Raw genomic sequence first — 20,056 nt, forward strand, 5'->3', positions numbered from 1 at the left:
GGCGGCGCGCGCGCCCCACATCCCGGCAGGCGCGTACGCTCGCACGGTCACCCGTACGGACCAGTACACACCAGTACAACGTCGCACCCACAAGGAGCGTGCCCATGTCGTCGAATCCGGTCGCCGAGACCGTCGCCTCGCTGCTGCCCAGGGCACGGGCGGAGCTCACCGAGCTGGTGGCCTTCAAGTCGGTGGCGGACTTCGACCAGTTCCCCAGGAGCGAGAGCGAGGCCGCCGCGAACTGGATCGCGGACGCGCTGCGCGCCGAGGGCTTCCAGGACGTGGCCCTGCTCGACACCCCGGACGGCACGCAGTCGGTGTACGGCTGTCTGCCGGGCCCCGCCGGTGCCAGGACGGTCCTGCTCTACGCCCACTACGACGTGCAGCCGCCGCTGGACGAGGCCGGCTGGACGACCCCGCCCTTCGAGCTGACGGAGCGCGACGGCCGCTGGTACGGCCGCGGCAGCGCCGACTGCAAGGGCGGCGTCATCATGCACCTGCTCGCGCTGCGCGCCCTGAAGGCGAACGGGGGCGTCCCGGTCACCGTGAAGGTGATCGTGGAGGGCTCCGAGGAGCAGGGCACCGGCGGTCTGGAGCGGTATGCCGAGCAGCACCCCGACCTGCTGGCGGCCGACACCATCGTCATCGGCGACGCGGGCAACTTCCGGGTGGGTCTGCCGACCGTCACCTCCACGCTGCGCGGTATGACCATGATGCGGGTGCGGGTCGACACCCTCGAGGGCAACCTGCACTCCGGCCAGTTCGGCGGGGCGGCGCCGGACGCGCTGGGCGCGCTGATCCGCGTCCTGGACTCGCTGCGCGCCGAGGACGGCTCCACGACCGTCGACGGCCTCACCGACGACGCGCACTGGGAGGGCCTCCAGTACGACGAGGCGCAGTTCCGCCAGGACGCCAAGGTGCTGGACGGCGTCGGCCTGATCGGCTCCGGCACGGTCGCCGACCGTATCTGGGCGCGTCCCGCCGTCACCGTCCTGGGCATCGACTGCCCGCCGGTCGTCGGCGCCACGCCGTCCGTGCAGGCGGGTGCCCGTGCGCTGATCAGCCTCCGGGTGCCGCCGGGCGTGGACGCGGCCGAGGCGACGAAGCTGCTCCAGGCCCATCTGGAGGCCCACACGCCGTGGGGCGCGCGCGTGAGCACCGAACAGATCGGCCAGGGCCAGGCGTTCAGCGCGGACACCACCAGCCCGGCGTACGCGGCGATGGCCGACGCGATGGCGATCGCCTACCCCGGCCAGGACATGCAGTACGCGGGGCAGGGCGGCTCCATCCCGCTGTGCAACACCCTGGCCGCGCTCTACCCGCAGGCGGAGATCCTCCTCATCGGCCTGAGCGAGCCCGAGGCACAGATCCACGCGGTCAACGAGAGCGTTTCCCCCGAGGAGTTGGAGCGGCTCTCGGTGGCGGAGGCCCTGTTCCTGCGCAACTACGCGGCCGGCTGACCCGCTCCGCCGTCGGCAGAGGGCCTCGCCCGGCGGGCGGGCCCTCTCTACGGTCGCCCCGTGGAGGTCATCGAACTCCTCCCCCGCCTGCACCTGCTGCGCTTCCTTCGTCGACCTGCACCGTGGCTACGACCGTGCGTACATCAGCTCCTACCCGGTGACGTGGCTCGTCACCGACCTGTACGGGTACCGCGGCGAGGAACGGGCGTACGTGCGCGCGTGCGCCGGGGGCTGCGGCCGAGGGCATCCCGGACGGAGCCGCCGCGCTCGTCAGCCGGCACGCCCCGGTCGCCGAGGTGGTGGAGGGGTTCGAGCGGCGGTTCCGGGAGGAGTGCCGGTCGGCTGCCTTCCCGGCTGAGGCGCTGCGGCGGATCTCGTCCCCGTAGCGGCTCTCACTCGGTCGGCACGCCTGCCTCGAGATACAGGGCCGCCCCGCGCTCGCGGGCGCGCAGCGCCCAGCGCAGTCGCTCGTAGCGGACCGGTGGCAGGAGATCGGCCGCCTCCTCCTCCGTGACGAAGCGCCAGGCCCGCAGTTCGGGGCCGGGCAGCAGCAGCCCCGCCACGGCGGCGGCGTCGAGCCGTCCGCCGTCGAAGAGGAGGCGCAGCCCACCGTAGGCGGGCGGGGCCGGCCGTTCCCAGTCGACGACCAGCAGCCGGGGTACGTCGTCCAGCCGGATGCCGGTCTCCTCCTCGACCTCGCGCACGCCCGCGCGCGCGGGCGCCTCGCCGGGCTCCACCACCCCGCCGGGGAACTCCCAGCCGGGCTTGTACGTCGGGTCCACGAGCAGCACCCGGTCCTGGTCGTCGAAGAGGAGGACCCCGGCGGCCACCGTCTCGGCGGTGGGCTCGGGGGTCTGCACGATGTCGCACGCGGCCACGGCGCCGCTGCCCACGGCCTCGGCTATCCGGGCGGCCGTCTCCTGCGGAGTGAGGACTCCGTTGTCGACGGGATGGGCGTCGGCGGTGAGCCAGGAGGCGAGGGCGGCGTGGTACGGCTCGATGTGGTCGTACGACCACTGGCGGACGCGTATCTCGCCGTCGGGGAGGTCCGGCGGGACCTCACGGGCGGCTATTCGCTCGCGCAGGATCGTTTCCCCCGGGGCGAGGAGCACATGGCGGACGGGGATCCGGCGGGCGGCGAGACCGCCGAAGATCTCGTCGCGGTACTCCTGGCGCAGCAGGGTCATGGGGACGACGAGGGTGCCGCCCAGCTCGGCGAGCAGCGCGGCCGCCGTGTCGATCACGAGCCGCCGCCAGATCGGCAGGTCCTGGAAGTCGCCGACCTCGGCGAGACGTTTGGGCGGCAGCAGGTGCGGGAGAGCTCCGCCGATGACCTCGGGGTCGAAGAGCGTGCTGTTCGGGATCAGGTCGATCAATTCCCGTGCGGTGGTGGTCTTCCCCGCACCGAACGCGCCGTTGATCCAGACGACGGTCACGGTTCCCCCTCTTCTGTTGGCCCCCTGTGGCTTGCCCGCTCCACCCTGCCACGGAAACCAGTCCGCGTTGAGGGCGCACGAACGCCGTGGCGCCGGCCCCCTCGCGGTGGGGTGCCGGCGCCACGGCGTTCGTGGTCGGTGCCCGGTCCGTCAGCCGTTCTGCCCCAGCGCGTCGTCGTCGACGGCCAGGCTGTCGCTGGCGATGGTGTGGTCGAGGGTGCTGAGGGTGTCGCCCACGTTCAGCCCTTCGAGGTCGGCACCGCCCAGGCCGTGCGAGGGGGTGATCGCCGCGACGACGAGCCCGGTGGCGAGGGAGGCGATGGCGAGCATGCTGCGCTTCTTCATGCGGGGATCAACGGCGTCAACGGGCACGGGGTCACGCGTCACCCGGTAATCCCCGCGCACGATCGACCGGTCTGCGGCGAGAATGCCGTCGTCACCGACGGTTCGGAGGAGCTTCGCCATGATCGGCCCGCAACACGCCCATGCCGCCCTGGACGGTCTGGTGACGGGTGACGCCTTCGGCGACAGCTGGTTCACCCGCTCCGACGAGCCCGCCGAGGAGCTGTGGGCGGCGCGGGAGCCGCGTCCCGCGCCCTGGCCGTGGACGGACGACTCGGCGATGGCGTTCGTCCTCTTCGCCCATCTGACGGAGCACGGGGAGGTCCGTCCGGGCGACCTGGCCCGGCAGTTCGCCGCCGAGTACCGCCGCGACCCGGCCCGCAAGTACGGCCCGTCCATGCACAGCGTGCTGCGGCGCGTCGGCGAGGGCGAGGACTGGCGGGCGGTGACGACGGGACAGTTCGGCGGACAGGGTTCGTACGGCAACGGCGCCGCGATGCGGGTCGCCCCGCTGGGGGCCTGGTTCCGGGACGACCTCGCCGCGGCCCGCGAGCAGGCCCGGCTGTCGGCCCTGGCCACCCATGCCCACCCCGAGGCTGTCGCGGGCGCGGTGGCCGTGGCGGTCGCCGCCGCGCTGGCGGCCGCCGGCGCGGGCCGGGACGCCCCCGCGCGCGACGCGTTTCTGCGGGAGGTCGCCTCGCACCTGCCGGACAGCGACGTCCGCTCCGGGCTGCTGGTGGCCGCGGGCCTCCCCGGGCGCGCCTCGGTGCGCCACGCGGCGTCCGTGCTGGGCTCGGGGACGCTGATCTCGGCTCCGGACACGGTGCCGTTCGCCCTCTGGTCCGCCGCGGGGCACCTGGACGACCTGCCCGAGGCGCTGTGGCAGACCGTCGGCGGGTGGGGCGACCGCGACACGACCTGCGCCGTCGTCGGAGGCGTGGTCGCGTCCCGGACCGGCACGGACGGCGTCCCCGCCGTCTGGCGGCAGTCCTGCGAGGCCATCCCGGCCTGGAGCGGCTGGGACGTCGTCACGGCGGCCGGGACGGCCGGCCGGCACGGCGTCGGGTGACCGTCGCACGGCAGGCCGTGTGACGGTCGGGCCCCGCCCGTGCCCGCGCCACCCCCGGCCACCCGGCGCGCGCACGAGCACGCCTGCCCGCCGCCGCCCCACACTCCACTCCGACACCCGAAACGTTCCTTCGAGGTGCCGCCCGTCGAAGTCAGACCCCCGCCGCCGTGGCGCCCGCCCCCGCCCCGGCCCCCGTGCTCGCCGACAGCGCTGCCGCGGCCGCTCCCACCAGGCCCGCGTCCGTGCCCATCTGCGCCGGCGTCACGGTCAGGCGCTGGACGAAGGAGAGGGTGGCGTAGTCGCGGAGCGCCCGGCGCAGGGGGGCGAACAGCACCTCGCCCGCCTTGCCCACGCCCCCGCCGATCACCGCGATGTCGATCTCGACGAGGGTCGCGGTGGCCGCGATACCGGCGGCCAGGGCCTGGGCGGCCCGTTCGAAGGACGCCACGGCGACCGGGTCGCCCGCGCGGGCGGCGGCGGCCACCGCGGCCGCGGTGGTGTCGCCGTCGGGGCCGGGCAGCCAGCCGTTCTCCAGGGCCCGACGGGCGATGTGGGGACCGCTGGCGATGCGTTCCACACAGCCGCGCCCGCCGCACGGGCACAGGTCCCCGTCGAGTTCGACGCTGATGTGGCCGATGTGTCCGGCATTGCCGGTGGGGCCGGGGTGCAGTCGGCCGCCCAGCACCAGGCCGCCGCCGACGCCGGTGGAGACCACCATGCACAGCGCGTTGTCGTGCCCGCGGGCGGCGCCCTGCCAGTGTTCGGCCGCCGTGATCGCCACGCCGTCGCCGATGAGTTCGACCGGGAGGTTCCCCGTCACCGCCCGGACCCGGTCGACCAGCGGAAAGTCGCGCCAGCCGGGCACGTTCACCGGGCTGACCGTGCCCGCCGAGGCGTCCACCGGACCCGCGCTGCCGATGCCGACGGCTCGGACGCGCGCCCACGGCGGCGCCGCGGTCAGCTCCGCCAGCGTCTCCTCGACGGCCCGCATCACGGTGTCGCCGTTCTCCTGGGCGGGCGTGGGGCGCTGCGCGCGGGCCAGGATCGTGCCGTCGCCGTCCACCAGCGCTCCGGCGATCTTGGTGCCGCCGATGTCGAGCGCGGCCACGAGGTCGGTGTACATCAGTCTGGTTTCTCCCGGTCCACCATGGAAGGGCTGGCCGGTCCAGCGATTGGGGGACGCGGGCCGGAGATGCGGTGGACAGTGTCTCCCGCATCTGACAACGTTGTCCAGGCTCTATGCTCGACGCCACATCCTCATACACACCCTGGGACCCACGCATCCCCGTGCGCAAATCTTGTGGACGGGGTGCATGGCCGACCTCCCGTGGACGACAGGACAGGACACAGCATCGTGCCCGAGACGCAGCGCCGGCCCGAGAGCCGCTACGGCAACCGTCCCACCATGAAGGACGTCGCCGCTCGCGCCGGAGTCGGCCTCAAGACGGTCTCGCGCGTGGTGAACGGTGAGCCGGGCGTCACGCCCGAGACGGAACGCCGTGTCCAGGAGGCCATCGACGCGCTCGGCTTCCGCCGCAACGACAGCGCCCGGGTGCTGCGCAAGGGCAGCACGGCCAGCATCGGCCTGGTCCTGGAGGACCTCGCCGACCCGTTCTACGGGCCGCTCAGCCGCGCGGTGGAGGAAGTCGCCCGCGCCCACGGCGCCCTGCTCATCAACGGCTCCAGCGCCGAGGACCCGGACCGGGAGCAGGAGCTGGCGCTGGCGCTGTGCGCGCGCCGGGTGGACGGCCTGGTGGTGATCCCGGCCGGGGACGACCACCGGTACCTGGAGCCCGAGATCAAGGCGGGCGTCGCCACGGTGTTCGTCGACCGGCCGGCCGGCCAGATCGACGCCGACTGCGTCCTGTCGGACAACTTCGGCGGCGCCCACGAAGGCGTGACCCATCTGGTGGCGCACGGGCACCGCCGGATCGGCTTCATCGGCGACATGCCCCGCATCCACACCGCCGCCGAGCGCCTGCGCGGTTACCGGACGGCGATGGAGGACGCCGGCATACCGGTCGAGGACGCCTGGATGTCGCTGGGCGCCACCGACCCCCTGCGGGTGCGCCGCGCGGCCGAGGAGATGCTGTCCGGGCCCGCGCCGGTCACGGCGATCTTCTCGGGCAACAACCGGGTGACGGTCACCGTGATCCGGGTGCTCGCCGAGCAGGCCCGGCGGGTCGCCCTGGTGGCCTTCGACGACCTGGAGCTCGCCGACCTGCTCCAGCCGGGGGTCACGGTGGTCGCCCAGGACGCGGCCACTCTGGGCCGTACCGCCGCGGAGCGCCTGTTCGGGCAGCTGGACGGCACTCTGATCACCCCCGAGCGCATCGAACTGCCGACCCGGCTCGTCACGCGCGGCTCGGGAGAGCTGCCGCCGGCCGACTGAGACGCCATGGACGCCCGCGACGACCACCGCACACTTCGGGCGCTCGGCCTGGCCGACGCGCCGCGCGACCACCCGCTGAGCTATCCCGGCGCCTGGCCGGCCACGTCCGGGCTGCTCCACGGGGACGAGCTGCTGCCGCTGGACCGGCTGACACATCCCGGCCGCACTCCGGTCGTGGCCGTCGGTTCCAACGCCAGTCCCGCCCAACTGCGGCACAAGATGGCCGAGTTCGAAGTCACCTCGCCCATCCCCATGGTGAAGGCCCGGGTGACGGGCATCGACGTCGGCGTCTCGGCGCATGTCAGCCGCGTGGGCTATGTGTCCGCGTCCCCCGTCCACGCCCCCGCCGTCACCCGGGAGTTGTTCGTCATCTGGCTGGACCCGGAGCAACTCGCCCTGATCGACGCGACGGAGCCGAACTACGACCGGGTCCTGCTGCCCGCGCCGGGTTTCCGGGTCGAGCTGGAGAACGGCGAGGCACTCCTCGATTCGTTCGCGTACGTGAACCATCATGGCGTGCTGCACAACGGCGACGGCATCCCGCGCAGTCACCCCGGGCAGCGTGCCCTGATCACCGAACTCCTCGCACGGTCAACGGCGTTGCGGGAGCTGTTCGGGGCGACCCCGGAGGAGTTCTGCGCCCGCGCCAGGGCCGACGCACGGCTCTGCGAGCGGGGCACCCGATTGTTCGCGGAAGAGAACCTTGTGACCGCGTCCGGCCTGGAACATCTGCACGTCCGATAGAATGATCGAACGGCGTCGCGTGTCGGTCACCGGCCGGGTGAGGCATGGAGGCGCCCGTGAGTTTGCCTTACGGAGGCATTCCACACATGTCAGTCGAGTTGAACCACACCATCGTCCACTCCCGTGACAACCGGGAGTCCGCCGAGTTCCTCGCCCACATCCTGGGACTCGAAGTCGGGCCCGAGTGGGGCCCGTTCGTCCCGGTGAACACCAGCAACGGCGTCACCCTGGACTTCGCCGCCGTCCCGGTGGAGTCGATCGTCATGCAGCACTACGCGTTCCTCGTCTCGGACGAGGAGTTCGACGCGGCCTTCGAGCGGATCGAGCGGACGGGGATCACGTACTTCGCCGATCCGCACGGCAAGCAGCCGGGTGAGATCAACCATCACCACGGCGGCCGGGGTGTGTACTTCATGGATCCCGCCGGGCACGGCATGGAGATCATCACGACCCCGTACACCTTTCCTGAGCAGTAGTCGCCCCTGAGGGCCGGTGGCCGGTCGGGATCTCCCACCCCGGCCGGCCACACCCCCTGCGCGCTGTCGCCCTGCTGCCGTGCCGCCCTACTGCCCGGAGACCGTCAGATCACCTCGGCGCGGCGTCGCGAAACTCTCCAGGGCCGCCCGGTCGAGCCCGGTCGCGCCGGTCACCTCGGCGAGGTCGAGGGCGCCGCAGTCCAGGCCGCGCAGCAGGTAGCCGCTGAGGGCCTTGGCGGTCGCGGGCTCGTCCATCACATCGCCGCCGGCCCGGTTGGCGTACCGCGCAAGCCGCTCGGCGGCCTGGGCGAAGCCCTCCCGGTAGAAGGCGAAGACGGCCGCGTAGCGGGTGGGGATGTGGCCGGGGTGCATGTCCCAGCCCTGGTAGTAGGCGCGGGACAGGGCGCGGCGGGTGAGTCCGTAGTGCAGCCGCCAGGCGGCGTGCACCTGCTCGGTCGGGCCGACCGGCAGCACGTTCGTGGAACCGTCCGAGACGCGTACCCCGGTGCCGGCCGCCGCGACCTGCATGATCGCCTTGGCGTGGTCGGCAGCGGGGTGGTCGCTGGCCTGGTAGGCGGCGGACACGCCGAGGCAGGCGCTGTAGTCGAAGGTGCCGTAGTGGAGGCCGGTGGCGCGGCCCCGGGCCGCCTGGATCATCCGGGCGACCGTCGCGGTGCCGTCGGTGGCGAGGATGGACTGGCTGGTCTCGATCTGGATCTCGAAGCCGAGCCGTCCGTCGTCGAGGCCCCGCGTCCGCTCGAAGGCCTCCAGGAGCCGGACCATCGCGGTGACCTGCTCCGGATAGGTCACCTTCGGCAGCGTCAGGACCAGGCCGTCGGGAAGGCCGCCGTTCTCCATCAGGCCGGTGAGGAAGATGTCGAGGGTGCGGATGCCCCGGTCGCGCACCGCGGCCTCCATGCACTTCATGCGGATGCCCATGTACGGGGCCGCGGTGCCCTTCGCGCTCGCCTCCGCGATCAGCCGGGCCGCGCGGGCGGCCGTCGCGTCCTCCTCGGCGTCCGGGCGGGGGCCGTAGCCGTCCTCGAAGTCGACGCGCAGGTCCTCGACGGGCTCGCGCTCCAGCTTGGCCCGCACACGCGCGTACACGGGCTCGGCGAGGTCCTGGGAGAGGCCGAGACAGGCGGCGAAGGAAGCCGCGTCGGGGGCGTGCTCGTCGAGGGCGGCGAGGGCCCGGTCGCCCCAGGAGCGGATGGTGTCGGCGTCGAAGGCGTCGCCGGGGACGTAGACGGTGTGGACGGGCTGCCGGGTGCCGGGGTCGCCGGGGTAGCAGCGGTCGAGTTCGGCGTCGACCGGGGCGAGGGAGGCGCTGATCTCCTCGCTGACGGCGCCCGCGAGGCTTGTCGTGACCGTCTCCTGCTGGCCCTGACCCATTCCACACCCTCCGGTTTTTCCGCTGTACGGAATCAACAATCCGTAGAGCGAAGTTATCCGTGCAGCTTCCGGCAGGTCAACACCCTGTCCACGGCGCGGTCCCTACGCTCGTCGGCACACCGACTGTCTCTTCCGCACAACCGTCATCACCTTCATCCTGTCTCACAAGGGAGGGAACATATGACCGGCACCACGGGGCAGACCCGACGGGCTGGGCTGCGCACGGCCCTGGCCGTCCTGGCGACCGTGCCCGTGCTGGGCACGGCAGGGTCGTCCGCCACCCGGCACGAGAGCCCGGCGCGCGGGGCGCTTCAGCCCGCGCCCGTGCCGCCACTGAAGGTCATGACCTTCAATCTGCGCTACCCGGGCGCCAAGGACGCCCATACCTGGGCGGTCCGCCGTCCGGTGATGCGCGCGCTGCTGCGCCGGGCGGCTCCGCACGTCATCGGCACCCAGGAGGGACTGCCGGCCCAGTTGCGCGACATCGAGGCCGACTTCGGTCCGCACTACGACTGGATCGGCAAGGGCCGCAGCGTGGAGGACCCGGAGGCGGTGGCCGTCTTCTTCGACACCCGTCGGCTCGCCCCGGTCGAGCACGCGCACTTCTGGCTCTCCGACACACCCGACGTGCTCGGCTCCAACACCTGGGGGGCGGACTACCCCCGCATGGTCACCTGGGTCCGCTTCCGTGATCTGCGCGCGCGGAAGGAGTTCTACGTCCTCAACACCCATCTCGACAACGCCAGCCAGTACGCGCGCGTGCGCTCCGCCGACCTGATCGCCGTACGGATCGCCCGCTTGGACCGCTCCCTGCCGCTGCTGCTGACCGGCGACTTCAACGCCGTCGCCCACGTCAATCCGGTCTATGACAGGCTGCTGGCCGCCGGGCTGGTCGACACCTGGGACACGGCACGCGCGCGTGGCGGGGCCTATGCGACCTACCACGGTTACAAGCCGCTCACGCCGAACGGGGACCGCATCGACTGGATCCTGGCGACGCCGGGCGTCACCGTCCACCGCGAGTGGACCGACACCTTCCACCTGGACGGCCAGTACCCGAGCGATCACCTGCCGGTGCAGGCCTCGATGACCCTGGAATGAGCCGAGGCCCCCGTGACCTGTGCGGTCACGGGGGCCTCGGACAGTGCTGCGACTGCCGGGTGATCAGCCCTTGCGGGTGTTGATCTCCTCGGTGAGCTGCGGGACGACGTCGAACAGGTCGCCGACGACGCCGTAGTCGACCAGGTCGAAGATCGGGGCCTCGGCGTCCTTGTTGACGGCCACGATGGTCTTCGAGGTCTGCATGCCGGCGCGGTGCTGGATGGCACCGGAGATGCCGTTGGCGATGTAGAGCTGCGGCGAGACGGACTTGCCGGTCTGGCCGACCTGGTTGGTGTGCGGGTACCAGCCGGCGTCCACCGCGGCGCGGGAGGCGCCGACGGCCGCGCCGAGGGAGTCGGCGAGGGACTCGATGAGGGCGAAGTTCTCGGCGCCGTTGACGCCGCGGCCGCCGGAGACCACGATCGCGGCCTCGGTCAGCTCCGGACGCCCGGTCGACTCACGCGGCGTGCGGCCGGTGACCTTGGTGCCGGTGGCCTGGGCGGAGAAGGTCACCGCGAGGGCCTCGACGGCACCGGCGGCCGGGGCGGCCTCGACGGCGGCCGAGTTCGGCTTCACGGTGATGACCGGGGTGCCCTTGGAGACACGGGACTTGGTGGTGAAGGACGCGGCGAACACCGACTGGGTGGCCACCGGGCCCTCGTCGCCGGCCTCGAGGTCGGTGGCGTCGGTGATGATGCCGGAGCCGATGCGCAGCGCCAGACGGGCGGCGATCTCCTTGCCCTCGGCGGAGGACGGGACGAGGACGGCGGCCGGGGAGACCGACTCGACCGCGGCCTGGAGCGCGTCGACCTTCGGTACGACGAGGTAGTCGGCGTACTCGGAGGCGTCGTGGGTCAGCACCTTCACGGCGCCGTGCTCGGCGAGCGCGGCGGCGGTGTTCTCGGCACCCGCGCCGAGGGCGACGGCGACCGGCTCGCCGATGCGGCGGGCCAGCGTCAGCAGCTCCAGGGTGGGCTTGCGGACGGCACCGTCCACGTGGTCGACGAAGACGAGGACTTCAGCCATGGGATTGCTCTCCTGCGAAACGAAGTTGAGGGGCGGTCGGCGAAGGGCCTTTAGATGAACTTCTGGCCCGCGAGGAACTCAGCGAGCTGCTTGCCGCCCTCGCCCTCGTCCTTGACGATCGTGCCCGCGGTGCGGGCCGGACGCTCGGTCGCGCTGTCGACCGCGGTCCAGGCGCCCTCGAGGCCGACCTCTTCGGCCTCCAGGTCCAGGTCCGACAGGTCCCAGGCCTCGACCGGCTTCTTCTTGGCCGCCATGATGCCCTTGAACGACGGGTAACGCGCCTCGCCCGACTGGTCGGTGACCGACACGACGGCCGGCAGGGAGGCCTCGAGCTGCTCGGAGGCGGCGTCGCCGTCCCGGCGGCCCTTGACGGTGCCGTCCTCGACGGAGACCTCGGAGAGCAGGGTGACCTGCGGGACGCCCAGGCGCTCGGCCAGCAGGGCCGGGACGACGCCCATGGTGCCGTCGGTGGAGGCCAGGCCGGAGATGACCAGGTCGTAGCCGGCCTTCTCGATCGCCTTGGCCAGCACCAGGGAGGTGCCGATGGCGTCGGTGCCGTGCAGGTCGTCGTCCTCGACGTGGATCGCCTTGTCGGCGCCCATGGAGAGGGCCTTGCGGAGCGCGTCCTTGGCATCCTCGGGGCCCACCGTCAGGACGGTGATCTCCACGTCGTCGTCGGAGTTCTCGGAGATCTGCAGCGCCTGCTCGACCGCGTACTCGTCGAGCTCGGAGAGCAGACCGTCCACGTCGTCCCGGTCGACGGTCAGGTCATCGGCGAAGTGCCGGTCGCCAGTGGCGTCGGGCACGTACTTCACAGTGACAACGATCCTCAAGCTCACGCCGGCTCTCCTACTGCATCGTCAGTTCTCGGCTGCCTTCTTCCAGGCAGCATAGGCGCCACAAGCGGCCGATCCCGGTCGGGGCGGCCCGCGCTCCGACCGAAATATTACTCGTCAGTACACCCAGTTCATGCCCGCTAAGCAAGCGCTTTGAACTGTGACCTTTGCAACGCAGCGTAATCGGAACTCGACGAGTTCGCAGGAGAGCGGGCAGTGATCAATCCCGCAGGGCGGTGAACCGCCCCTGGTGGTAGAGCAACGGGCGGCCCGCGCCCTCCGGGTCACCCAGGACCACCTCGGCCAGCACGATGCGGTGATCGCCCGCCGGGACCCGCGCGACGACCCGGCACACCAGCCACGCCAGCACGTCGTCCAGCACCGGAACACCCTGCGGACCGTCGCGCCAGGCGGTCGGCGCGCCGAAGCGGTCGGCGCCGCTCCTGGCGAAGGTGGCGGCCAGCTCCTGCTGGTGCTCCCCGAGTATGTGGACGCCCACGTGCGTGGCCCGGGACAGCACGGGCCAGCTGGAGGCACCGGTGCCGATGCCGAAGGAGAGCATCGGCGGCTCGGCGGAGACGGAGCTGAGCGAGGTGGCGGTGAAGCCGACCGGGCCGCTCTCGCCCGAGGCGGTGATCACGGCGACCCCCGCGGCATGCCGGCGGAAGACGGAGCGCAGGAGGTCGGGAGAGGCCAGGCGGGTGGAGCCGAGGCCGGGTGTGGCCGTCATGGGGTTGTCCTTCTGCGGGAAGTGGCGAGCCGGGCCGTGGGTGCTCAACGGGCCGGACAGCGCGCGCTCGCGGTACGGACCAGGTCCACGTGGACCCGTCCGTGGAGAAGGAGTTCCTCAGGCATACGGTCAGGCTGACGATAGGTGGCACGCACAGTCAAGTACGTTCCGGTATCTGGGAGATGCCTCACCGTCCCCCGCGGGCGGCTCACACCGCCTCCCCCAGGGCCGCGATGACGTCCGCCTTGCGGGGCTGGCCTGTTGCCCGTCGGACGATGTGGCCGTCGGCATCGAGCACCAGGACGGTCGGGGTCTTGAGGATGTCGAGCTCGCGGACGAGGTCCAGGTGCGCCTCGGCGTCGATCTCTATGTGGGTGACTCCGGGGACCACGCCGGCCACCTCGCCGAGGACCCGGCGGGTGGCCCGGCAGGGCGCGCAGAAGGCGCTGGAGAACTGCACGAGCGTGGCCCGTTCGCCGAGTTCGCCGCCCAGCCGGTCGGCTCCGAGCCGTTTGCCGTCGTCGCGCCCGCGCACCCGCACCCTCCCGCTCCGCCGCTTGTGCAGCACTCCGTAGGCGCTCGCCACCGCGAGCACCGCCACGCACACCAGCAGTCCGGCCATCAGGTCCTCCAGCGTTCACGAGACTGCAAAGATTCCCGACCCCAGGAATCGTTTCCGTTGCGGAATGCTTGATTCATGGACATCGATGCGAGGGGCCCGCGCTTCGGGGCCGCCGTGACGACCGTAGTACTCGCGGTCGTGCTGATCAGCGGCAGCGCCTGGCTGCTGGCGTGGCAGACGCTGGCGTTCGCGCTCGGCGCGACGGGCGGGGTGGGTCGCTCACCGTACGGCTGGGTGTTCCGCAGGGCCGTTCGGCCGCGGATCGGGCCGCCGACCGAGTTCGAGGCGCCGGAGCCGCCGCGGTTCGCGCAGGCGGTGGGTCTGCTGTTCGCGGGGGTCGGACTCGTCGGCCTCACCCTGGGTCCGGACTGGCTGGGCCTCGCGGCGACCGGGGCGGCGCTGGCGGCCGCCTTCCTCAATGCTGCTTTCGGGTACTGCCTCGGATGCGAGATGTACCTGCTCGTACGGCGGGTCTCGGTACGCGCGGAGTAAAGGCGGCTTAAAAGCCCGAGGTCGATCAAGGGGGTTGATAGTGACGAGAATCTCGCCGCTCCCGGGCACCAGGGCTGGCTCCCCGGCCGTTCTTCGGGCACGATCTGCGAGATGCCGTAAACCTACGGCTGCGTAACTTTGCCGCCGGGAGCCCCTCCCCGGCAAAGAGAAGGAAGGGTCCGCCCCGCCCATGGCAGAGATTGTCTACCGCCCCGTCGTCGGCCTCGCCCAGACGTTGTTCAAGGCCTGGGACCTCAAGATCGACTGCAAGGGTTCGGAGAACATCCCGCGCTCGGGTGGAGCCGTGCTGGTGAGCAATCACATCAGCTACCTCGACTTCATCTTCGACGGTCTGGCCGCGCTCCCGCAGAAACGTCTCGTTCGTTTCATGGCGAAGGAATCCGTCTTCCGCCACAAGATCTCCGGCCCGCTGATGCGCGGGATGAAGCACATCCCGGTGGACCGCAACCAGGGCGAGACGGCCTACGCGCACGCCCTGGAGTCGCTGCGTTCCGGCGAGATCGTCGGGGTCTTCCCCGAGGCCACCATCTCGCAGTCGTTCACGCTCAAGAGCTTCAAGTCGGGCGCGGCCCGGATGGCCCAGGAGGCCGGCGTCCCGCTGATCCCGGTGGCCCTGTGGGGTACGCAGCGGCTGTGGACCAAGGGCCACCCGCGCAACTTCAAGCGCAGCCACACCCCGGTCACCATCCGCGTCGGCGAGGCCATCGAGGCCTCCCGCGACAAGTACGCGGGCGCGATCACCCGGCAGCTGCGCGAGCGCGTCCAGGAGCTCCTGGAGGCCGCTCAGCGCGCCTACCCCGTCCGTCCCAAGGACGCGAACGACACCTGGTGGATGCCGGCCCACCTGGGCGGCACGGCTCCGACGCCGGAGCAGGTACGCGAGGCCGAGGCCCGCTGACGCGGTTCGCGCGCCTACGGGCCCCGGCCGGCATGCGCCCGGCCGGGGCCCGTTCCCGCGACCCCGCGCCCCGTGCGCGCCACGGCGGCCGATAGGGTCCCGGCCATAACGGGAAGCCGGATGCCGGGGCGCCGAGCGGTCGTCGGGCCGGCTGTTGTCTGCCGGACGCGCTACGGGGGCGAAGATGCGGCGTTGGGTCAAGGTGTCGGTCGTGGCTGCGGCCGTGCTCGGTCTGGGGGGCTGGATCGCCCAGCCGTACGTCCACCAGTGGTGGCTGATCCGCACCGCCTGCGACGGGATCCTGCCCGACGGGGCCGTCCGCGATCTGCTTCCCGAGGACGCCCGGGTCACGGGCACCGGGGCGGGCGGGGTGAAGGCGCTCGGCGACTACGGCTGCGAGGTCACCGTCGCGGGCGACCACCGTGCCGACTGGCGGCTGCTGTCCCTGTACGCCTACACCCGGCGCGACGACGTGGACCGCGAGTTCATGTCCGCCTTCCCGGAGAGCGGGTTCGACTCGCAGGCGGCGATGCCGGCCGGGCTGCCCGGGTTCGTCTCCCGCCTCGGCACCCTCGAGTTCCTGCTGCCCTGTCCCGACCTGGGCAAGGACGCCGACGGCCGGCAACGCAAGCTGCTGGTGCACGCGGGGGTCAGCCGCGACGGCTCCTGGCGTCGGCCCGCCTCCTACGAGGTCGCCGTCTCCTTCGCCAACTCCGCCTCGAAGCGCCTGGGGTGCGGCGCCGAGCCGCTGACGGCACCGGAGGGCGTCAGCCCGACCGACCCCGACGAGGACGAACCGAAGACGGTCGCCCTGGCTTCCGCCCGGGACACCCCCTGCGGCTGGCTGGCCGGGGCGGGGCTGCCGGACCCGACGCACTGGAAGCTCGACGTCCGGCTCACCGACGCGGCGCCGACGGGCGGTTGCGAGGTGACCATCGACGACGAGGCCACGAACGGCGGCTCCGAGGGAATGGACTTCGTCGCCTGGTTCGGGGACTGGAGCAACCGGCTCGTCTCCGGCAACGACTCGGACCGCCCGTCCCCGACCGCGAGCGCCCGCTGCGCCGGCGAGGCCGCCCACTTCGGACTCGACGCCTCCGAGGACCTCCCGGGCGTCGACCGGGCGAAGAGGCAGGCGTTGCTGCGGGCCTTCGCCGCCGCGCAGGTGGAGCGGCGGGGCTGTACCGACCTCGAGGTGGACGGCGCCTGACGCGGGTCGTCGTCAGATCGTCAGCCAGAGCGCCCGAACATAGCGGTCGTCGATGGCCTGCCGCATCACGTCGGCCCGCGCCTTCGGCACCTTCCGTGCCGACGCCCAGAAGGACACCACCCTGAGCAGTTGGTGCCGGGCGTCCATCAGGTCACCGCGTACCCGGCCCGCGTACCGCGCGGCGATCCCGGCCATCGGCGGGCGGGTGGTGACCTGCGCGGTGTGGGCGAGATAGACGCCGGGCGTGTACCGGCCGACGGCCGCGTCGAAGGCGGTCACGTCGGCGATGGTGCCGTCGCGGGCGTAGCGCGCCCGGTACTTCATCAGGGCGCCGACCCGGTCGGCCATGTGCTCGAGGTCGCTGTCGACCCAGTAGGTGTCGGGCGTCTCGTACCCGTCCTTGCCCGGCTTCGGGCGGTAGTCGGGGTCTCGCCCCTGCCCGTCGAGCCGCTCCAGGTAGTAGGCCAGCCAGGCGCGCTCGGCGGAGTAGAGGATCGCGAAGGCCTCGGGGTCCTTGGCCAGTTCGGCGACCAGCTGCTCGGGGTCGGCCTCGATGTCCGAGTAGGGCTGGGTGTGTTCGAAGTCGGCGTGTGCCTCGCCGGGGGCAAGGAAGCGGCCGTACGTGGTCCAGCCCTCGTCGTCGGGGCCGGCTTCCTCGGCGGGGACCGCGGGCCGGACGGCGTCGTCGTCGGAGCGCGTCCAGCGGTGCTGGTCGACGACGTACTGGGCGAGCATGCGGGCCACCCCGGGGGCCATCCCGTCGGGCAGTTCGACCCCGTTCAGGGCGGCGGCCACCGCGAAGGCGCCGCGTGCCTGGGCCAGGGTGTGCGGGTTCTGGAAACCGGTGGCGCGGGTGGCCGCGTCCACGATCCGGCCCAGCACCTCACCGCCGTCGCCGCACGGGTGCTCGTACACGAGGAGGTCGCGTACGGCGTCGAACCGGGCGAGGTCGTCGCCCGGGTCGAGCGCGCGGGTCGCGGCCGCCGGGTCCTTGGCCAGGGCGCGGGTGGCGGCGGGCAGCTCCCGGCAGGGGGTCTCGTCCTCGGAGGCGGCGAGGACGATCGGGACGGTGGTGACGGTGGCCAGCAGGGCCAGGGCGACGGCGGAGCCGAGCAGCGGGTGCTTCCGCAGCCGGGCGGCGAGGCGCCGCCGTCCACCGGCCGAGGCGCTCGGCTCACTCGGCCCGCTCGGTTCGGGCGGAGCGTCCTGTCCCAGATCCTCGTTCCCGTCCGCACCGGCCTCTCGGGCCTGTCCCCCATCACCCATGCCGGGGAGGTTAGCGACCGTGACGGCCGTGGTCGGCGGCGGGGGTGGTCACAGTGCGGTGGGGAGGGTCTTCCACAGGTGCGGCCGGTCGGGGGCGGCCCGCAGGGCGCCGAGGACGCCCGGATGCGCGGTGGCGTAGAGGCCGGGGTAGTCCCGCTCGCCCGCCGCGGCGTCGGGCAGGAAGGCCAGGCGTTCGCCGTCCAGGGAGAACCGCGCGTCCACACCCGGTCTGTTGCCGCGTGGGTCCTGGCGGTGCCAGCCGCCGTTGAAGCGCACCGCGACGAGCCCGTGGAGGGCGTGTCCGCCGCCCGCGTCGTGCACGAACCGCTGATAGCAGAGCGCGGTCGGGATGTCCTCGGCCCGCAGCAGGGCGGCCAGGGCATGGGCCTTGGCGTGGCAGATGCCGGTGCCCTGTTCCAGCACGTCCGAGGCGCGCCAGGTCACGCGCGGGTCGCCGGCGTCCTGCGAGTGGGGAATGGCGTTGCGGACGAATTCGAAGGCGAGGCGCGCATAACCATACGAGTCCTTCGCATCCTTCGCGAGGCGCGCGGCCGTGTCCCGCACCAGCGGATGGTGATGGTCGATGACGTCGTCAGCAGCCAGATAGGCCGAGAGGTCAGGGTTCTCCTGGATCAGCTCCATGAGGGGAGAGCATAGGAAAGCGATCACCCGAGAGTCAATGACTTTTCAGGTGACCGCATACCTATGCAGTCAATGCCCTTGCTACCGCGCCATCTCTTCCTTGACCGCGGCGACGAACGTGTCCACGTCCTCCTCGGTCGTGTCGAACGCGCACATCCAGCGCACGACACCCGCCGCCTCGTCCCAGAAGTAGAACCGGAACTTCTTCTGGAGCCGCTCGCTCACCTCGTGCGGGAGCCGCGCGAACACGCCGTTGGCCTGCACGGGGTACAGGATCTCCACGCCGTGCACGGCCCGCACGCCCTCGGCGAGCCGCTGGGCCATCTCGTTGGCGTGGCGGGCGTTGCGCAGCCACAGGTCCTTGGCCAGCAGGGCCTCCAACTGCACCGAAACGAAGCGCATCTTGGAGGCGAGCTGCATGGACAGCTTGCGCAGGTGCTTCATGTGGCGGACGGCGTCCTGGTCGATGACGACGACCGCCTCGCCGAACAGCGCGCCGTTCTTCGTCCCGCCCAGCGAGAGGAGGTCGACGCCGACGGCGTTGGTGAACGTCCGCATCGGGACGTTCAGCGACGCCGCCGCGTTGGCTATCCGGGACCCGTCCAGGTGCACCTTCATGCCGTGCGCGTGGGCGTGGTCGCAGATCGCGCGGATCTCCTCGGGCGTGTAGAGCGTGCCCAGCTCCGTGCTCTGGGTGATCGAGACGACCTGCGGCATCGCTCGGTGCTCGTCATCCCAGCCCCAGGCCTGCTTGTCGATCAGCTCGGGGGTGAGCTTGCCGTCCGGGGTGGGCACGGTGAGCAGCTTCAGGCCGCCCATGCGCTCGGGCGCGCCGCCCTCGTCGACGTTGATGTGCGCGCTCTCGGCGCAGATCACCGCGCCCCAGCGGTCGGTGACCGCCTGAAGCGCGACGACGTTGGCACCGGTGCCGTTGAAGACCGGGAACGCCTCCGCCGTGGCACCGAAGTGGCTGCGGATGATCCCCTGGAAGTGCTCGGTGTAGTCGTCCTCGCCGTACGCCACCTGGTGGCCGCCGTTGGCCAGGGCCAGGGCGGCCATCACCTCCGGGTGGGCCCCGGCGTAGTTGTCGCTGGCGAAACCGCGGACCTCCGGGTCGTGATGGCGCCGTGCGTCGGTCTTCGGAGGGTTCACGGCTTCTCGGTGAGCCACAGACGCTGTCCGTTCACTTCGGGGGCGGGCTTCTCCCAGACTCCGGTGATGGCCTCGGCCAGATCCTTGACGTCGGTGAAGCCCGCGAACTTCGCGTTGGGCCGGTCGGCGCGCATCGCCTCGTGCACCAACGCCTTCACCACCAGGATCGCAGCCGCGGAGGTCGGACCCTCGGCACCCCCGGCCTTGCGGAACGCGTCGGCGAGCGCCAGGGTCCAGGCCTCGGCGGCCGCCTTGGCGGCGGCGTACGCGGCGTTGCCCGCGGAGGGGTTCGAGGCGCCGGCGGCGCTGATCAGCACGTACCGGCCGCGGTCGCTGCGCTGGAGGCCCTCGAAGAAGGCGAGCGAGGTGTGCTGCACGGTCTTGACGAGCAGCAGCTCCAGGAAGTCCCAGTCGTCCAGGCTGGTCTTGATGAACGTCTCGCTGCCGCGCCAGCCGCCGACGAGGTGGACCACGCCGTCGATCCGGCCGAAGTCCTTCTCGACGCGCTGCGCCCAGTCCCGGGTCGAGTCCAGGTCGAGCAGGTCGACCGGCTCACCGGTGACGGTGGCGCCCCCGGCCCCGTAGCGGGCCGCGTCGACGGCCTCCGCCAGGCGCTCGGGGTCGTTGTCCGCGCCGGCGACGATCGCGCCGGCCTCGGCGAGTCGGAGCAGCGCCGCCCGGCCGGCCGGTCCGCCCGCACCGGCCACCGCGATCACCGCACCGCTGAGAGCCCCGTTCCCCATGGTCTT

The 20,056-nt window shown here is 72.2% G+C and carries 21 protein-coding genes; 9 read left to right on the top strand and 12 right to left on the bottom strand.

What is annotated here, in order from left to right; all coding sequences use genetic code 11:
* Positions 1-104 precede the first annotated feature (104 nt).
* Positions 105-1,460, top strand: coding sequence for a dipeptidase (locus OG736_RS06610; RefSeq protein WP_327181594.1), 1,356 nt, complete (start codon positions 105-107; stop codon positions 1,458-1,460).
* 392 nt (positions 1,461-1,852) lie between these two features.
* Here OG736_RS06610 and OG736_RS06615 read toward each other — a convergent pair whose 3' ends face one another.
* Together OG736_RS06615 and OG736_RS06620 are read right to left on the bottom strand one after the other, a co-directional pair.
* On the bottom strand, positions 1,853-2,896 hold the full coding sequence (locus OG736_RS06615) for an NUDIX hydrolase (protein WP_327181595.1): 1,044 nt from the start codon (positions 2,894-2,896) through the stop codon (positions 1,853-1,855).
* Positions 2,897-3,046: 150 nt separating this feature from the next.
* Positions 3,047-3,241 (bottom strand): hypothetical protein, encoded by a 195-nt coding sequence (locus tag OG736_RS06620; protein WP_327181596.1) that lies wholly within the window; start codon positions 3,239-3,241, stop codon positions 3,047-3,049.
* 118 nt (positions 3,242-3,359) lie between these two features.
* On the opposite strand from OG736_RS06620, the gene OG736_RS06625 reads away from it, so the two are divergent.
* Complete coding sequence (locus OG736_RS06625; protein WP_327181597.1) at positions 3,360-4,307, top strand: ADP-ribosylglycohydrolase family protein; 948 nt, start codon at positions 3,360-3,362, stop codon at positions 4,305-4,307.
* Positions 4,308-4,458: 151 nt separating this feature from the next.
* Here OG736_RS06625 and OG736_RS06630 read toward each other — a convergent pair whose 3' ends face one another.
* Positions 4,459-5,430, bottom strand: coding sequence for an ROK family protein (locus tag OG736_RS06630; protein ID WP_327181598.1), 972 nt, complete (start codon positions 5,428-5,430; stop codon positions 4,459-4,461).
* A gap of 231 nt (positions 5,431-5,661) precedes the next feature.
* On the opposite strand from OG736_RS06630, the gene OG736_RS06635 reads away from it, so the two are divergent.
* From OG736_RS06635 to OG736_RS06645, 3 genes are all read left to right on the top strand, one after another.
* Positions 5,662-6,699 (top strand): LacI family DNA-binding transcriptional regulator, encoded by a 1,038-nt coding sequence (locus OG736_RS06635; protein WP_327181599.1) that lies wholly within the window; start codon positions 5,662-5,664, stop codon positions 6,697-6,699.
* A gap of 6 nt (positions 6,700-6,705) precedes the next feature.
* Entirely contained in the window at positions 6,706-7,443 is a 738-nt protein-coding gene (locus OG736_RS06640; protein ID WP_327181600.1) for a hypothetical protein, read from the top strand.
* 86 nt (positions 7,444-7,529) lie between these two features.
* Entirely contained in the window at positions 7,530-7,919 is a 390-nt protein-coding gene (locus tag OG736_RS06645) for a VOC family protein (protein WP_327181601.1), read from the top strand.
* An 87-nt stretch (positions 7,920-8,006) separates the two neighbouring features.
* Here OG736_RS06645 and OG736_RS06650 read toward each other — a convergent pair whose 3' ends face one another.
* Positions 8,007-9,311 (bottom strand): DUF6986 family protein, encoded by a 1,305-nt coding sequence (locus OG736_RS06650; protein ID WP_327181602.1) that lies wholly within the window; start codon positions 9,309-9,311, stop codon positions 8,007-8,009.
* Between the two features lie 180 nt (positions 9,312-9,491).
* Between OG736_RS06650 and OG736_RS06655 the strand changes: the two genes are divergently transcribed.
* Positions 9,492-10,412: an endonuclease/exonuclease/phosphatase family protein gene (locus OG736_RS06655; RefSeq protein WP_327181603.1), complete on the top strand. Its 921-nt coding sequence runs from the start codon at positions 9,492-9,494 to the stop codon at positions 10,410-10,412.
* 63 nt (positions 10,413-10,475) lie between these two features.
* Here the strand turns inward: OG736_RS06655 and OG736_RS06660 are convergent, their stop codons facing one another.
* The 4 genes from OG736_RS06660 to OG736_RS06675 form a co-directional block, all read right to left on the bottom strand.
* Positions 10,476-11,438 carry an electron transfer flavoprotein subunit alpha/FixB family protein gene (locus OG736_RS06660; RefSeq protein ID WP_020125926.1) on the bottom strand — a complete coding sequence of 321 codons (963 nt, stop codon included), beginning with the start codon at positions 11,436-11,438 and terminating at the stop codon, positions 10,476-10,478.
* A 50-nt stretch (positions 11,439-11,488) separates the two neighbouring features.
* A complete protein-coding gene (locus OG736_RS06665) occupies positions 11,489-12,277 on the bottom strand; it encodes an electron transfer flavoprotein subunit beta/FixA family protein (RefSeq protein ID WP_054240640.1) in 789 nt (262 codons plus the stop codon).
* 217 nt (positions 12,278-12,494) lie between these two features.
* On the bottom strand, positions 12,495-13,004 hold the full coding sequence (locus tag OG736_RS06670; RefSeq protein ID WP_327181604.1) for a flavin reductase family protein: 510 nt from the start codon (positions 13,002-13,004) through the stop codon (positions 12,495-12,497).
* 208 nt (positions 13,005-13,212) lie between these two features.
* Positions 13,213-13,626: a thioredoxin family protein gene (locus OG736_RS06675; RefSeq protein ID WP_327181605.1), complete on the bottom strand. Its 414-nt coding sequence runs from the start codon at positions 13,624-13,626 to the stop codon at positions 13,213-13,215.
* Positions 13,627-13,701: 75 nt separating this feature from the next.
* Between OG736_RS06675 and OG736_RS06680 the strand changes: the two genes are divergently transcribed.
* The 3 genes from OG736_RS06680 to OG736_RS06690 all read left to right on the top strand — a co-directional run bounded on the left by OG736_RS06680 (position 13,702) and on the right by OG736_RS06690 (position 16,247).
* Positions 13,702-14,118, top strand: a complete 417-nt coding sequence (locus OG736_RS06680) for a DUF4395 domain-containing protein (RefSeq protein WP_327181606.1) — start codon at positions 13,702-13,704, stop codon at positions 14,116-14,118.
* Between the two features lie 190 nt (positions 14,119-14,308).
* Positions 14,309-15,037, top strand: a complete 729-nt coding sequence (locus OG736_RS06685) for a lysophospholipid acyltransferase family protein (protein ID WP_171395629.1) — start codon at positions 14,309-14,311, stop codon at positions 15,035-15,037.
* Positions 15,038-15,248: 211 nt separating this feature from the next.
* The gene (locus tag OG736_RS06690) at positions 15,249-16,247 is read left to right on the top strand and encodes a hypothetical protein (protein WP_327181607.1); all 999 of its coding nucleotides are present in this window, start codon (positions 15,249-15,251) and stop codon (positions 16,245-16,247) included.
* A gap of 12 nt (positions 16,248-16,259) precedes the next feature.
* Here the strand turns inward: OG736_RS06690 and OG736_RS06695 are convergent, their stop codons facing one another.
* The 4 genes from OG736_RS06695 to OG736_RS06710 all read right to left on the bottom strand — a co-directional run bounded on the left by OG736_RS06695 (position 16,260) and on the right by OG736_RS06710 (position 20,050).
* The gene (locus OG736_RS06695; protein ID WP_327181608.1) at positions 16,260-17,513 is read right to left on the bottom strand and encodes a hypothetical protein; all 1,254 of its coding nucleotides are present in this window, start codon (positions 17,511-17,513) and stop codon (positions 16,260-16,262) included.
* 48 nt (positions 17,514-17,561) lie between these two features.
* Entirely contained in the window at positions 17,562-18,155 is a 594-nt protein-coding gene (locus OG736_RS06700) for a transglutaminase domain-containing protein (RefSeq protein WP_327181609.1), read from the bottom strand.
* Positions 18,156-18,236: 81 nt separating this feature from the next.
* Positions 18,237-19,307: a threonine aldolase family protein gene (locus OG736_RS06705; RefSeq protein ID WP_267023796.1), complete on the bottom strand. Its 1,071-nt coding sequence runs from the start codon at positions 19,305-19,307 to the stop codon at positions 18,237-18,239.
* On the bottom strand, positions 19,304-20,050 hold the full coding sequence (locus OG736_RS06710) for an SDR family NAD(P)-dependent oxidoreductase (RefSeq protein ID WP_054240980.1): 747 nt from the start codon (positions 20,048-20,050) through the stop codon (positions 19,304-19,306). The genes OG736_RS06705 and OG736_RS06710 overlap by 4 nt, the downstream gene beginning before the upstream one ends.
* Positions 20,051-20,056 lie beyond the last annotated feature (6 nt).

Origin of the sequence: Streptomyces sp. NBC_01334, assembly GCF_035983595.1 — a bacterium.
GTDB classification, from domain to species: Bacteria; Actinomycetota; Actinomycetes; order Streptomycetales; family Streptomycetaceae; genus Streptomyces; species Streptomyces coriariae.

Coding starts and splice junctions, on each gene's coding strand:
- OG736_RS06660 (WP_020125926.1), bottom strand. CDS start 11,438: ATGGCTGAAGTCCTCGTCTTCGTCGACCACGTGGACGGTGCCGTCCGC.
- OG736_RS06640 (WP_327181600.1), top strand. CDS start 6,706: ATGGACGCCCGCGACGACCACCGCACACTTCGGGCGCTCGGCCTGGCC.
- OG736_RS06700 (WP_327181609.1), bottom strand. CDS start 18,155: ATGGAGCTGATCCAGGAGAACCCTGACCTCTCGGCCTATCTGGCTGCT.
- OG736_RS06620 (WP_327181596.1), bottom strand. CDS start 3,241: ATGAAGAAGCGCAGCATGCTCGCCATCGCCTCCCTCGCCACCGGGCTC.
- OG736_RS06630 (WP_327181598.1), bottom strand. CDS start 5,430: ATGTACACCGACCTCGTGGCCGCGCTCGACATCGGCGGCACCAAGATC.
- OG736_RS06610 (WP_327181594.1), top strand. CDS start 105: ATGTCGTCGAATCCGGTCGCCGAGACCGTCGCCTCGCTGCTGCCCAGG.
- OG736_RS06625 (WP_327181597.1), top strand. CDS start 3,360: ATGATCGGCCCGCAACACGCCCATGCCGCCCTGGACGGTCTGGTGACG.
- OG736_RS06650 (WP_327181602.1), bottom strand. CDS start 9,311: ATGGGTCAGGGCCAGCAGGAGACGGTCACGACAAGCCTCGCGGGCGCC.
- OG736_RS06670 (WP_327181604.1), bottom strand. CDS start 13,004: ATGACGGCCACACCCGGCCTCGGCTCCACCCGCCTGGCCTCTCCCGAC.
- OG736_RS06710 (WP_054240980.1), bottom strand. CDS start 20,050: ATGGGGAACGGGGCTCTCAGCGGTGCGGTGATCGCGGTGGCCGGTGCG.
- OG736_RS06685 (WP_171395629.1), top strand. CDS start 14,309: ATGGCAGAGATTGTCTACCGCCCCGTCGTCGGCCTCGCCCAGACGTTG.
- OG736_RS06680 (WP_327181606.1), top strand. CDS start 13,702: ATGGACATCGATGCGAGGGGCCCGCGCTTCGGGGCCGCCGTGACGACC.
- OG736_RS06675 (WP_327181605.1), bottom strand. CDS start 13,626: ATGGCCGGACTGCTGGTGTGCGTGGCGGTGCTCGCGGTGGCGAGCGCC.
- OG736_RS06645 (WP_327181601.1), top strand. CDS start 7,530: ATGTCAGTCGAGTTGAACCACACCATCGTCCACTCCCGTGACAACCGG.
- OG736_RS06655 (WP_327181603.1), top strand. CDS start 9,492: ATGACCGGCACCACGGGGCAGACCCGACGGGCTGGGCTGCGCACGGCC.
- OG736_RS06695 (WP_327181608.1), bottom strand. CDS start 17,513: ATGGGTGATGGGGGACAGGCCCGAGAGGCCGGTGCGGACGGGAACGAG.